General features: G+C 69.0%; 12 protein-coding genes. 9 read left to right on the top strand and 3 right to left on the bottom strand.

Features of this window, described 5'->3' with window-relative positions; all coding sequences use genetic code 11:
* Positions 1-56 precede the first annotated feature (56 nt).
* Positions 57-761, top strand: a complete 705-nt coding sequence (locus AC3ANP_RS10445; RefSeq protein ID WP_488330117.1) for a TIGR03089 family protein — start codon at positions 57-59, stop codon at positions 759-761.
* Positions 762-834: 73 nt separating this feature from the next.
* Here the strand turns inward: AC3ANP_RS10445 and AC3ANP_RS10440 are convergent, their stop codons facing one another.
* Positions 835-1398, bottom strand: a complete 564-nt coding sequence (locus AC3ANP_RS10440; RefSeq protein WP_488330116.1) for a GtrA family protein — start codon at positions 1396-1398, stop codon at positions 835-837.
* 253 nt (positions 1399-1651) lie between these two features.
* Between AC3ANP_RS10440 and AC3ANP_RS10435 the strand changes: the two genes are divergently transcribed.
* The 5 genes from AC3ANP_RS10435 to AC3ANP_RS10415 all read left to right on the top strand — a co-directional run bounded on the left by AC3ANP_RS10435 (position 1652) and on the right by AC3ANP_RS10415 (position 7314).
* On the top strand, positions 1652-2800 hold the full coding sequence (locus tag AC3ANP_RS10435) for a 5-(carboxyamino)imidazole ribonucleotide synthase (protein ID WP_488333020.1): 1149 nt from the start codon (positions 1652-1654) through the stop codon (positions 2798-2800).
* A 68-nt stretch (positions 2801-2868) separates the two neighbouring features.
* Positions 2869-3393: a 5-(carboxyamino)imidazole ribonucleotide mutase gene (gene purE, locus AC3ANP_RS10430; protein WP_488333019.1), complete on the top strand. Its 525-nt coding sequence runs from the start codon at positions 2869-2871 to the stop codon at positions 3391-3393.
* A gap of 12 nt (positions 3394-3405) precedes the next feature.
* Positions 3406-5019: an LCP family protein gene (locus AC3ANP_RS10425; protein ID WP_488330115.1), complete on the top strand. Its 1614-nt coding sequence runs from the start codon at positions 3406-3408 to the stop codon at positions 5017-5019.
* A gap of 66 nt (positions 5020-5085) precedes the next feature.
* Positions 5086-6351 carry a mannose-6-phosphate isomerase, class I gene (gene manA, locus AC3ANP_RS10420; RefSeq protein ID WP_488330114.1) on the top strand — a complete coding sequence of 422 codons (1266 nt, stop codon included), beginning with the start codon at positions 5086-5088 and terminating at the stop codon, positions 6349-6351.
* Positions 6352-6354: 3 nt separating this feature from the next.
* Positions 6355-7314, top strand: a complete 960-nt coding sequence (locus AC3ANP_RS10415; RefSeq protein ID WP_488330113.1) for a lipid II:glycine glycyltransferase FemX — start codon at positions 6355-6357, stop codon at positions 7312-7314.
* A gap of 134 nt (positions 7315-7448) precedes the next feature.
* On the opposite strand, the gene galE is transcribed toward AC3ANP_RS10415, so the two are convergent.
* Positions 7449-8429: a UDP-glucose 4-epimerase GalE gene (galE, locus tag AC3ANP_RS10410; protein WP_488330112.1), complete on the bottom strand. Its 981-nt coding sequence runs from the start codon at positions 8427-8429 to the stop codon at positions 7449-7451.
* 550 nt (positions 8430-8979) lie between these two features.
* Positions 8980-10017, bottom strand: coding sequence for a class II fructose-bisphosphatase (glpX, locus tag AC3ANP_RS10405; protein WP_488330111.1), 1038 nt, complete (start codon positions 10015-10017; stop codon positions 8980-8982).
* 194 nt (positions 10018-10211) lie between these two features.
* On the opposite strand from glpX, the gene AC3ANP_RS10400 reads away from it, so the two are divergent.
* The 3 genes from AC3ANP_RS10400 (at position 10212) to AC3ANP_RS10390 (ending at position 13083) form a co-directional block, all read left to right on the top strand.
* The gene (locus AC3ANP_RS10400) at positions 10212-10958 is read left to right on the top strand and encodes a DUF4245 domain-containing protein (protein ID WP_488330110.1); all 747 of its coding nucleotides are present in this window, start codon (positions 10212-10214) and stop codon (positions 10956-10958) included.
* Positions 10959-10967: 9 nt separating this feature from the next.
* Complete coding sequence (locus tag AC3ANP_RS10395) at positions 10968-11582, top strand: carbonic anhydrase (RefSeq protein ID WP_488330109.1); 615 nt, start codon at positions 10968-10970, stop codon at positions 11580-11582.
* Positions 11583-11646: 64 nt separating this feature from the next.
* Entirely contained in the window at positions 11647-13083 is a 1437-nt protein-coding gene (locus AC3ANP_RS10390; protein ID WP_488330108.1) for a class II fumarate hydratase, read from the top strand.
* Positions 13084-13141 lie beyond the last annotated feature (58 nt).

Genomic DNA, 13141 nt, shown 5'->3' with positions numbered 1-13141 from the left:
CTCCGGGCCGGCCGGTGACCGAGATCACACCTGGGCAGCCGTGGCAGGATGAAGCCATGACTATCCCGGCGATCGACCTGCTGACAGCCCTGCGATCAGGCCAGTCCGCCTCCCCGCGGCTGACCTGGTACGGACCCGACGCCGAGCGGGTGGAACTGTCCGGCCGGGTGCTGGACAACTGGGTGGCCAAGACCAGCAACCTGCTGCAGGACGAACTCGACGCGGAGCCCGGCACCAGGCTTCGGCTGGATCTTCCCGCGCACTGGAAATCGGTGGTCCTTGCGCTGGCCGGCTGGCAGCTCGGCATGGAGGTGGTGCTCGACGGCGGCGACGCCGACCTGCTGGCCACCGCGGAGCCCGGGCCGGGAGCCGCCGCCGGCGCCTTCGAGGCCGTGCTGGCCGTGGCCCTTCCGGCGCTGGCGATGCGCTGGCCCGGTGCGCTGCCTTCCGGCGTCGTGGACTACGCCGCCGAGGTGCGGTCCCACGGCGACGTCTTCATGCCGAACGTCGAGGCTGATGCCGGCCGCACCGCCGTCCGCAGCGGCGGCGGCGAACTGCACACGCACGCCCGGCTGCTGGACGGCTTCGCCTCGGCCGGGGATGACGGGGCGCGGCTGCTCGTGGCGGCCGGCGACGGCCTGGAGGCGGCGCTGGCCCGGTCCCTGGGCGCCTGGAACGGCGATGGTTCGGTGGTGCTGGTGCACACGGACGTCGCGGTGACCGAGCGGCTGCTCGGCGAGGAACGCGTTACCGCCCGCTGATCGGCCCCGGGCGCAGCGGCGCCAGGCAACCGTGCGGCCGCGCAACCGGGCGGCGGCTTAGAAGGCCGGCCGTCTAAGGCTTGGCGTCGGGGAGGTCCGGCCGGCCGGTGCCCTGTGGCGGGACGGTGATGGCCGCTCCGGTCTGCGGCTGGCGGTCGATGAGTTCGTGGTCGTGGGAAAACTCCGGCTCGTCGTCGAGCTCCTTGTTAAAGACCAGGAAGCGGTAGGCGAAGAACCGCACCACCGTTGCCACCAGGATGCCGGCGACGCCGGCGAGGAACAGCAGGTTCTTGTCCGTGATGCCCATGCCGTACTTGGCGAGGGCGGTCAGGCCGGTGGAGATGCCGATCCCGATGCCGTTGATCAGGACAAACATGGCAAATTCGCGCAGCACGTTGGCCTGGCGCCGGTGCCGGAAGGTCCAGAAGCGGTTGGCGATCCACGAGAAGATCGTGGCGACGGTGGCGCCGACGAAACGTGCCTTTGCTTCGCTGTCCGACATGGCGCCATGCATCAGGTAGTACGTCAGGCCGTTGTCGATGACGAACGCCACACCGCCGACGGCGCCGAACTTCGCCACTTCCCGCCAGAACAGCGAGGCCAGTCCGCGAACACGGTCCGCAAGTGTATTAATCATGACCCTCCGTGGCCTATGCATCAGTTGGCCAGATGGCCGACGGCCTATTTTAGCGCCGTTTGCCGGGAGGACGCCCCCGCAGGACGGCAGCCAGCTGCGCCCGGCTCCGCCCAACGACGCCGGACCGCCGCCGAAACTGCCCCTGTTTTGGCCGGGCTGGGGCGCGGCGGACGGTTCCAGCGAGGTTTTCGGTAGGCTGGGGGGCGTGACTTTTCCTGTAATCGGGGTGGTTGGCGGCGGCCAGCTCGCCCGCATGATGGCCCCGGCCGCCACCGCCCTCGGCTTCGAGCTCCGCGTCCTGGCGGAGGCTGACGACGTCTCCGCCGTCGCTGCCGTCGCCCAGGCACCGGTGGGCGACTACACCGACCTCGACCAGCTCCTGGAGTTTTCCCGCGGGCTGGACGTGCTGACCTTCGACCACGAACACGTCCCCACCGGCCACCTGCGCGCCCTGATCGAGGCGGGCGTCAACGTGCACCCGGGCCCCGACGCGCTGGTCAATGCCCAGGACAAGCTGGTCATGCGTGCTGCCATCGACCGGCTGGGGCTGCCCAACCCGCGCTGGGCCGCGGTGGCCGACGTCGAGGCCCTGGTCGCCTTCGGCCACGACGCCGGATGGCCGGTGGTGCTGAAGACACCCCGCGGCGGCTACGACGGCAAGGGCGTGCGGATCGTCCATTCCGCCGAAGACGCGGCCACCTCGGCCGACTGGTTCGAGGTCATGTCACCGCTGCTGGCCGAAACCAAGGTGGAGTTCAGCCGTGAGCTCTCGGCCATGGTCGCCCGCACCCCGGACGGCGAATCACGGGCCTGGCCAGTCGTGCACACCATCCAGGTCGACGGCGTATGCGACGAAGTCATCGCCCCGGCGCTGGACATTCCGCTGGAGACCGCCGCCGCCGCCGAGGACGCAGCGATCCGCATCGCGGACGAACTCGGCGTCACCGGCGTCATGGCCGTGGAGATGTTCGAGACCCCCGGCGTCGGAGCCGGCTTCCTGATCAACGAACTCGCCATGCGGCCGCACAACACCGGCCACTGGACCCAGGACGGTTCCGTCACCAGCCAGTTCGAACAACACCTGCGCGCGGTCCTCAACCTGCCCCTCGGTGCCACCGACCTGCTCGGCCCTGTGGTGGTCATGAAGAACTTTCTCGGCGGCGCGAACCAGGACCTGTTCTCCGCCTACCCCGCCGCGCTCGCCGCCGAACCCGCGGCGAAGGTCCACTGTTACGGCAAGACGGTGCGGCCGGGACGCAAAATCGGCCACGTCAATCTCCTGGGCACCGCCGCCGCAGAGGTTGATGACGTCCGGCAACGCGCCGGAGCCGTCGCCGCCATCATCTCGGACGGCCGGCTGCCCGCCGGCACCGGCCCGGGAACCACCCAGGAGACAACGTGAGCGACAGCACCCCCGTGGCCCCATCCCCCGCGGCCGGCACCCCCTCCGCCCCGCTCGTGGGCCTTGTGATGGGTTCCGACTCGGACTGGCCCGTGATGGAGGCCGCAGCCGAGGCGCTGGCTGAATTCGGCATCCCGTTTGAGGCCGACGTCGTGTCCGCCCACCGGATGCCCGCCGAGATGCTCCGCTACGGGCAGACCGCGCACGAACGCGGGCTGCGGGTGATCATCGCCGGCGCCGGCGGCGCAGCGCACCTGCCCGGCATGCTCGCCTCGGTGACTCCGCTGCCGGTGATCGGCGTCCCGGTGCCGCTGAAAACGCTCGACGGAATGGACTCGCTCCTGTCCATCGTGCAGATGCCCGCCGGCGTTCCGGTGGCCACGGTCTCGATCGCCGGCGCCCGTAACGCCGGGCTGCTGGCGGTACGGATCCTGGCCGCGGGCACCGACGCGACCGCAGTCCAGCTCCGGTCCGACCTGGTGGAGTTCGCGCAGTCCCTCAACGATGCCGCGACCCGGAAAGGCGCCAGCCTGCGCAGCAAGGTGGCCGAGGTGTTCGCCGACGACAACAACCCCAGCCGGGGCGGCCGGTAAGGGATCCAGCAGATGAACAATGGTTTCGCCGCAGCGCCCGCAAGGACGCGGCGCCCGGGGGTCCTGACGGATCCGGTCCGCTACCCCGCCGGGGCGGGCCAGCGGGTCTTGTCCAAGCGTGCGTTCCTGCTGATCCTGCTGACCCTGCTGGTCCCCGGCGGCGCCCAGATCGCGGCCGGCAACCGCAGACTGGGCCGGGCCGCCCTTCGGGTCACCCTCACCGTCTGGGCCGTGGTGGTCCTGGCGCTCGTGATGCTCCTGGCCTCCCGCGCCACCCTGATCAACCTGGTCGCCAACCCGGCCGCCTCGCTGTTGCTGGTGATCCTGCTCGCGCTGCTGGCCCTGGGCTGGGCCGCGCTGTTCATCAACACCCTGCGCCTGATCCGCCCGGTCCTGCTGGAGTCCGGAACCCGGCTGGCGGTCATCGGCACCCTGGTCCTGGCCATGCTGCTCAGCAGCGGCAGCCTGGGCTACGCCGCGTACCTGCTCAACGTCGGGCGGGACGCGATCGGCACGATCTTCGCCAACGGACCCGCGATGGAGCCGTCCGAGGGCCGCTACAACTTCCTGATGATGGGCGGCGACGCCGGGGCGGACCGGACCGGCCGCCGGCCGGACAGCCTGTCCGTGATCAGCGTGGACGCCAAGACCGGCCAGTCCGCCATCATCTCGATCCCCCGCAACCTCCAGAACGCCCGGTTCAGCGACGACTCCCCGATGCGGAAGATCTACCCCGACGGCTACGACTGCGGCGATGAGTGCCTGATCAACGCCATCAACACCGAGGTCACCAACAAGTACCAGAACCTCTACCCAGGGGTGGAAGACCCGGGCGCGCAGGCCACCCTGGAGGCGGTCTCCGGCACCCTCGGCATCAAGGTCCAGGCCTACGTCCTGGTCGACATGGACGGCTTCGCCAAACTCATTGACGCGATGGGCGGGATCAAGATCAAGGCCGGCGGCTGGGTCCCCATCAGCGGCGAAACCATCGATGAGGCCAACGGCATCCACGGCATGCCGCTGGGCTGGATCCCTGCCGGTGACAACACCCTGGACGGCTATCACGCCCTCTGGTACGGCCGCTCCCGGGAATTCGTCGACGATTACGCCCGCATCGCGCGCCAGCAGTGCGTGCAGCAGGCCATGCTCAAACAGCTGGACCCCGCCAAACTGCTCTCGAAGTTCGAAGACATCGTCAAGGCCGGCACCAAGGTGGTCGATTCCAACATCTCCGCCAACCAGCTCGGCAGCTTCGTTGACCTGGCCATGAAATCCAAGAGCCAGCCGGTGGGCCGGCTCACCATCGGTCCGCCGGATTTCGACGCTTCGTTCTCCACCGTCCCGGACTTCGACCGGATCCACCAGGCGGTGGACAAGCTGCTCGGCCCGGCGCCCGCCGCCGCCGACACCATCCGCCAACCGGCGGCCGCGCCGGGTCCATTGTCCGCGGCAGGAGCGCACCCCGTCACCGCACCGTCGCCGCCGTCGTCCGATTTCACCCCGGTGACGACCACGCCGGAGGGCGAACCGATCACGGAACAAATGCTCAACGATTTCAAACGCAACGGCGACGAGCAGTCCATCCGTGATCTGGTCGCCACCAACGGCCAGTGCGCCCCGCTCTAGCAGCGGACACGCCCGCACCGCGACAAGCAACACGCCAGCAGCCGACCCGAGCAGATAAGGGACCACGTGTACGAACTTGAGAATGTCCTGCGACCCTATGCGTGGGGATCCACCACAGCGATCGCCGGGCTGCTCGGCCGGCCGGCTTCCGGCGGCCCCGAGGCAGAGTTCTGGATCGGCGCCCACCCGGGCTCCCCTTCCACGGCCCTGGCGGCGGGCAGCGTCGACGGCGACGCCGACCCGCTCCCCCTGGACGCGTTGATCGCCCGCGATCCCGCCCACTTCCTGGGCGCCGACAGCGTCGCCGAGTTCGGTCCCCGGCTTCCCTTCCTGCTCAAGGTCCTGGCCGCCGAGCGACCGCTGTCGCTGCAGGTGCATCCGACGCTGGAGCAGGCGCGGGCCGGGTTCGCCAGCGAGGAATCCGCCGGCGTACCGCGTTCCGCGGCCACCAGGAACTACAAGGACGACAACCACAAACCGGAAATGATTTTCGCGCTGACCCGGTTCGAGGCACTGTGTGGCTTCCGGGCCGCCGTGGAGTCCCGCGCCGTGTTCGAGCACCTCTGCGGCTGCTTCGGAACCGCCGGCCTTGACCTTCCGCCGCTGCTTCCGCAATTGCTCGACGATTTGGCACTGCCGGATGAGCCCGCAGCGCTGCGGGCCGCCTTCGGGCGGCTGATCGCCGGAGGTGCGGACGTCAGGGCGGCCACCGACGCCGTCGTCGCCGTCCTTGTCTCCGGCGCGCCGCTGGGAGCCCACGTGGCGGAACTGGGCACCGTCGTGAACCTCAACGACGAGTATCCCGGTGACCCGGGCGTCCTGGTCTCACTGCTGCTGAACCGCATCACCCTGGCGCCCGGCGAAGCCGTGTACCTGCCCGCCGGGAATGTCCATGCCTACCTGCACGGGCTCGGGATCGAGGTGATGGCCTCCTCGGACAACGTGCTCCGCGGCGGCCTGACAGCCAAATTCGTCGACGTCCCCGAACTGCTGAAAACGATCGTCTTCGAAGCCCCCGGCGTGCCGCGGCTGCTGGCCGAGACGACGATCCTCGGCCAGGAGCTGTACCGGCCGCCGTTCCGGGAATTCCAGCTGCAGCGGGTGGACCTGGAACCCGGCGCGGAACCGGTCCCGCTGGCCCAGTCCGGAGCGGCGGTCATCATTGTGGTCTCCGGCGCGGTCCTGCTCGACTCCCCCAGGGGCGACCTCCACCTCGGGCGCGGCGCGTCGGCGTTCCTGCCGGCCGCCGAGGCGCCGGTGAATGTACACCCGGTGGCCGGAGCGACCGCCCCCGCGGTGGCCTTCGCCGTCACGACCGGAATGGCGGCCTGATCCATGGACTTTTTCCTGCAGGGCCCGCACTGGGCCGACGTGCAGCGGGCCCTGGGCCGCACCGTCCACGAGCAGGCAGGCGACGGCTGGCGCTTTCTTGCCATCGAGGAGAGCAACCCGGCCGGCAAGCTGCTGTATGTGCCTTATGGCCCGCTGGCCGACTCACTCCCCGCCTTCGACGCCGCCCTGCAGGCCCTGATGGTCCTGGCACGCCGGTGCGGAGCCGTGTTTGTCCGGGTCGAACCGGTCAGCGCCGGCTTTTCCAGCACCGAGGCCGGCGCGGTGCTCCGCAGCAGGGGCCTGCTGCCGGCGCCCGCGAACCTGCAGCCCGAGCTGAGCTGGATCGTGGACCTCGAAGCCGACTTCAAGGACGTCCTGGCGGCGATGAAGCCGGTCAACCGCAATCTTTACCGCAACATCCACAAAAAGGGTGTCAGCTTCCGGTCCAGCCAGGATCCCGCCGAGATCAAGGTGCTGCTGGACTTCCTGCACCTGACGGCGGCGCGCAACGGCTTCAAACCGCAGAGCGACGAGTACCTCGACCAGGTAGCGCGGTCGCTGATGCCGGCCGGCGCCGCAACCCTCTACCTTGCCGAGTTGGCGGGCGCACCGATCGCGGCGGCGTTGGTGTACGACTCCGAAGATACCCGCACGTACGCCCACGCGGCGCTGGACGACACGCACCGGAAGCTCAGCGCCGGCATCCCGCTGGTGGTGACGCTGATGGCTGAGGCCAGGGAAAAGGGGCTGCGGCACGTGGACCTGTGGGGCGTGGCTCCGGCCGACCAGCCGGACCACAAGTGGGCGGGATTCACGGCCTTCAAGAAGTCCTTCGGCGGCCGGGAAGTCGCCTACGCCGGGACCTGGGACCTGCCGGTGAACAAGGTCCGCTATGGCGCCTACCAGCTCGCCCGGAAGGCCGCCCAGGCCGCGAAGAAGCTGGCGGGGGCGTTGCGGCGGTAGTTGCGGCGGTAGGCCCCCGAGGGCACGGGCCGGCCCCGGAGGGCGCGGGCCGGCCCCGGGCTGCGGGGTCGCAGCCCGGCTGCGGTGATATGCCCCAGCTGCCAGGGAGGGGCCGCCCCGGCCCGGAAATGCTCCTAGGCGGGCTGCACTGCTTCGGCGGCACGCTTCTGCGCCGCGTACGCGCTGGCAACCATGTCCTCGACGGAGTGCCGCATCTTCCAATCCAGGTCGCGGGCGGCCAAAGCGCCGTCGGCGACGATCCGGTCCGGGTCGCCGGGCCGCCGGGGGCCGATCTCCGGCTCGAACCCAATGCCGGTCACCCGCGCCATCGCCGTCATGATCTGCCGCACGGACAACCCGTCACCGGAGCCAAGGTTGTAGACGCGTTCCAGCGGCCGGCCGGCCGCGAGGGCTTGGGCAGCCGCGACGTGCGAGGCGGCGAGGTCCGCCACGTGGACGTAATCGCGCACGCAGGTGCCGTCCTCGGTGTTGTAGTCCGTGCCGTTGATCTTCGGGGTCTTCCCCGACGTCAGCGCGCGCAGCACGATCGGGAACAGGTTGTGCGGGCTCGTGTCAAAGAGCTCGGGCGAGCCGGAGCCGACGACGTTGAAGTAGCGCAGCGACGTGTGCCGGAGGCCGCGCGCCCGGCCCTGGTCACGGATGAGCCACTCGCCGATGAGCTTGCTCTCGCCGTAGGGTGACTCGGGCTGGGTGGGCGTCTCTTCCGTGACGATGTCGACCCTGGGGGTGCCGTAGGTGGCGGCGGAGGAGGAGAACACCAGCTTGTCGACCCCGGCCGACTCCATCGCCTGCAGCAGCTGGGCCGTGCCGGTGACGTTTTGCTCATAGGTCAGTAGCGGTTCCTGCACCGACACTCCGGCGTATTTAAAGCCTGCCAGGTGGATGACTCCCGTGACGCCATGCTCGAGCATGGTGCGGGTCAGCAGATCGGCATCGAGGATGCTGCCATGCACAAAGGGCACCTCCGCCGGAACGAACTCCCGGTGCCCGCTGGACAGCGAGTCCACCACCACCGCCGGTAGTTGTGCTGCGCGCAGTGCAGCAACCACGTGGGATCCGATATATCCAGCACCGCCGGTAACAAGCCAAGTCATGGCTCCACCCTATCCAATCCGGGCGGTCCCGGTGGAAGCAGCCCCACGAACCACTGCGGCGGCCCGCTCCGAGGGACATGCCCATTCTTCGTCGCTAACCCAGCGGGACATGCCCATTCTTCCGGGCCCTCGGCGGGACATAGCGGCAACATGTCCCTGGGCTACGCGATGAACGGGTCATGCCCATTCTTCGTCGCTAACCCAGCGGGACATGCCCATTCTTCGGGCCCTCGGCGGGACATAGCAGCAACATGTCCCTGGGCTGCGCGATGAACGGGACATGCTCATTCTTCGTTGCTAACCCAGCGGGACATGCTCATTCTTCGTAGCCGGGCCCGCGGGCATGTCCAACGTTCGTTGCCAGTCCGGGTGGACATGCCCAGTCTTAAACACAAACAGTGGACAGAATGTGCTTCTGTCCACTGTTCGTGGTTAGCGCTGAGCATGTCCAGCGCGCGGGAGTCCAACGCTGAGCATGTCCAGCGCACGGCAGCGCGCGGGAGTCCCGCGCTGAGCATGTCCAGCGCGCGGCAGCGCGCGGCGGCTGCGGCTAGTTCTTGCGCGCGTAGCCTTCCCATTTGCTGGCCTGGTGCTCGCCGTCGACGAAGCGGATGGTGCCGGACTTGGAGCGCATCACGATGGACTGGGTCAGGACCTTGTCCTTGGAGTACCGCACGCCCTTGAGCAGGTCGCCGTCGGTGATGCCGGTGGCCGCGAAGTAGCAGTTGTCGCTGGAGACCAGGTCGTTGGTGGAGAGCACCCGGTCCAGGTCGTGCCCGGCGTCGAGCGCCTTCTGCTTCTCTTCGTCGCTGGTGGGCCACAGGCGGCCCTGGATGACGCCGCCCAGGGACTTGATCGCGCAGGCCGCCACGATGCCTTCCGGGGTTCCGCCGATGCCCATCAGGGCGTCGACGCCGGTGCCGGCCCGGGCGGCGGCGATGGCGCCGGCCACGTCGCCGTCCATGATGAACTTGGTCCGGGCGCCGGCCTCACGGATCTCCTCGACCAGCGGGCGGTGCCGGTCGCGGTCCAGGATCATCACGTTGAGCTGGTTGACCTTGACGCCCTTGGCCTTGGCAATCAGGTGCAGGTTCTGCTTGACCGGCAGACGGAGGTCGACCATGTCGGCGGCCTCGGGCCCGGTGACCAGCTTCTCCATGTAGAACACTGCCGAGGGGTCGAACATGGAACCGCGTTCCGCGACGGCCAGGACTGCCAGCGCGTTGTTGATGCCGAGGGCGGTCAGCCGGGTCCCGTCGATCGGGTCAACGGCGACGTCGCACTCCGGACCGGTGCCGTCGCCGACACGCTCGCCGTTGAACAGCATCGGGGCTTCGTCCTTCTCGCCTTCGCCGATGACCACGACGCCGTTGAAGTGGACGGTCTGCAGGAAGGAGCGCATGGCGTCGACGGCGGCGCCGTCGGCCTTGTTCTTGTCGCCGAAACCGACCCAGTGGCCTCCGGCGATGGCGGCGGCTTCGGTGACACGGACCAGTTCCAGGGCGAGGTTGCGGTCAGGCTCATCGATTCCGACGGCGAGCGACGGGGAAAGCGTGGAGTACTTCTGGGTAATGGACGCTGGTGACACGTGAACCTCTTCTTCGAGTGGCGGTCATTGACCCGCGGCGTCCGTTGTCCGGCACCGCGGTGATTCGACTGTTACTGATCATAGTCGCGGCGCCAACGATCGGTCATGGGATGACCACCCGCGGAACCGGCCCGTGCCGCTCCGGGCCGTCCCGCCGAATGGGCGTACGGCCCGTGATGGGCGACTATAGAAGGGTGAACGAATTGCACGACACGACGCCCGAGACCTCCGCAGCACCGGACGGGCGGACAGCGTCCGACGCCGGACCCGGCACCGGCCCCGGCACCGGCTCCCGCGACGGCAGTGACACCGGCCCCGGCGCCGCAGGACAGCCGGTCAAGCCCGTCATCCGCGCCGCAGCCGCGAAGCGGGCCAACGCCTCCGTGATCGGCATGATCATCGCCCTGGCGGTCAGCATCGGCGCGTTCCTCCCGGTGGTGCTGATGAATCCGTCGCCCAACGGCGACGGCTACCGCCCCAACGTCAACGTCACCGCGGTTGCGCAGAACGCCGCAGGTGTGGCCGGATTCACACCGGTGGCGCCGCAAACCGGCGACACATTCCGGCCCAATTACGCCCGCTGGGAGTCAGGGTCCGGCAGCGGCGTGGCCACCTGGGAGGTCGGCTACCTGACGCCGAAGGAGTCCTTCATCGCGCTGGTGCAGACCCGGCAGTCGAATCCGACCTGGCTCCAGCAGCAGACCAAGGGTGCCCCGGTGACCGGAACCCGGAACGCCGGAGGCCACGACTGGCAGCTGCGGGACACCGGCAAGGGCGAGCGGAGCATGGTGCTGGACTACCGCGGCACCACCGTGGTGCTGAACGGCCCGGCCAAGCTGGAAGAGTTTTCGGCCCTCGCCGAGGCGGTCGTCAAGTCGCTGGACAGCAACCCGGCCGCCGGGACGCCGGCCCCCACACCTTCCCCCTCGGCCGCCCCGTAAACTAGGGCGGTGACTACAGAACTGACTCCCGCCCTCGCCTGGCGCCGACTGCGCGAAGGCAACGAACGCTTCGTCGCCGGCACCTCTTCGCATCCGAACCAGGACGCCTCGCGCCGGTCCTCGCTGGTGGAAACGCAGCACCCTTTCGCCGTGATCTTCGGTTGCGCCGACTCCCGCCTCGCCGCGGAGATTATCTTCGATTTGGGCCTCGGCGACGCTTTCGTGGTCCGCACCGCCGGCCAGGTGATCGACGACGCCGTCCTTGGCTCGCTCGAATACAGCATCGGCGTGCTGGGCGTGCCGCTGATCGTGGTCCTCGGCCACGACAGTTGCGGAGCGGTCACCGCCACCAAGGACGCCGTTGAGACCGGGCAGATGCCCAGCGGCTTCATCCGCAGCCTGGTCGAACGGATCACGCCGTCCGTGCTGACGTCGATCCGCAACGGCCAGCATGAGGTGAACGACATGGTGGTGGAGAACGTCAAGCAGACCTCGCAGCGTCTTGTGGACAGCTCGCGGGTGATTTCCGACGCCGTCGAGGGCGGCCGCGCCGCCGTGATCGGGCTGGCCTACCACCTCGCCGAAGGCCGCGCGGACCTGGTTTCCAGCCTCGGCAAGCTGTAGGGCCCCGGGGCCGGAACAGCTTCATCGTTTTCGGCGGGACGCGCGGGCCGAATAAGCTAGCCCCATGACTTCCACAGCAGATTTGAACACCGACGAATTCCGCATCGAACACGACACCATGGGCGAAGTCCGCGTTCCCGTGAACGCCCTGTACCGTGCCCAGACGCAGCGTGCGGTCGAGAACTTCCCGATCTCCGGCAAGACCCTGGAGCGCGCCCACATTGAGGCACTCGCCCGGGTCAAGAAGGCTGCCGCCCAGGCCAACGCGGAGCTGGGGGTGCTCGACGGCGAACTGGCCCAGGCCATTGCTGACGCCGCCGACCAGGTCGCGGCCGGCAACTACGACGGCGACTTCCCGATCGATGTCTTCCAGACCGGTTCCGGAACCTCCTCGAACATGAACACCAACGAGGTCATCGCCGAACTCGCCTCCCGCGCGCTCGCGGCCGCCGGCAGCGACAAGGTGGTGCACCCGAACGACCACGTCAACGCCTCGCAGTCCTCCAACGACGTCTTCCCGACCTCGGTCCACGTGGCCGCCACCTCCGCCCTGATCAACGACCTGATCCCGGCCCTGGACTACCTGGCCGCCTCGCTGGAACGCAAGGCCGTCGAGTTCAAGGACGTCGTCAAGTCCGGCCGTACGCACCTGATGGACGCCACGCCGGTGACCCTGGGCCAGGAGTTCGGCGGCTACGCGGCACAGGTCCGCTACGGCATCGAGCGGATCAACGCCTCGCTCCCCCGGGTGGCCGAGGTTCCGCTCGGCGGCACCGCCGTGGGTACCGGCATCAACACCCCCGCCGGCTTCCCGGAGCGCGTGATCGAGCTTCTCGCCGCAGATACCGGCCTGCCGCTGACCGAGGCCCGGGACCACTTCGAGGCCCAGGCCAACCGCGACGGCCTGATCGAGGCGTCCAGCCAGCTGCGCAACATCGCGATCTCCTTCATGAAGATCAACAACGACCTGCGCTGGATGGGCTCCGGTCCCAACACCGGCCTCGGCGAAATCGCGATCCCGGACCTGCAGCCGGGCTCCTCGATCATGCCGGGCAAGGTCAACCCGGTCATCTGCGAGGCGTCCATCATGGTGGCCGCCCAGGTCATCGGCAACGACACCGCCATCGCCTGGTCCGGCACCAACGGCGCCTTCGAACTGAACGTCGGCATCCCGGTGATGGCCGCGAACCTGCTCGAATCCGTCCGCCTGCTGGCCAACACCAGCCGCGTCATGGCCGACAAGATGATTGACGGCATCACCGCCAACGTCGAGCGCGCCCGCTTCCTCGCCGAGGCGTCGCCGTCCATCGTGACGCCGCTGAACAAGTACATCGGCTACGAGAACGCCGCCAAGATCGCGAAGAAGGCTGTCGCCGAGGGCCTGACCATCCGGGAGACCGTCGTCGCGATGGGCTTCCTGGAGCGCGGCGAGCTGACCGAAGAGCAGCTGGACACCGCCCTGGACGTCATGGCCATGACCCGCCCCCCGCACAAGGCGTAGTTTCCCACGGCCGGCACCTTTCCAGCGAAAGGCGCCGGCCGCCGTCGTGCCTTAACCG

Source organism: Arthrobacter sp. JB02-1C, from assembly GCF_057748045.1.
The sequence above is the reverse complement of the archived record's forward strand: the minus strand, read 5'-3'. Positions and strand labels throughout refer to the sequence as shown.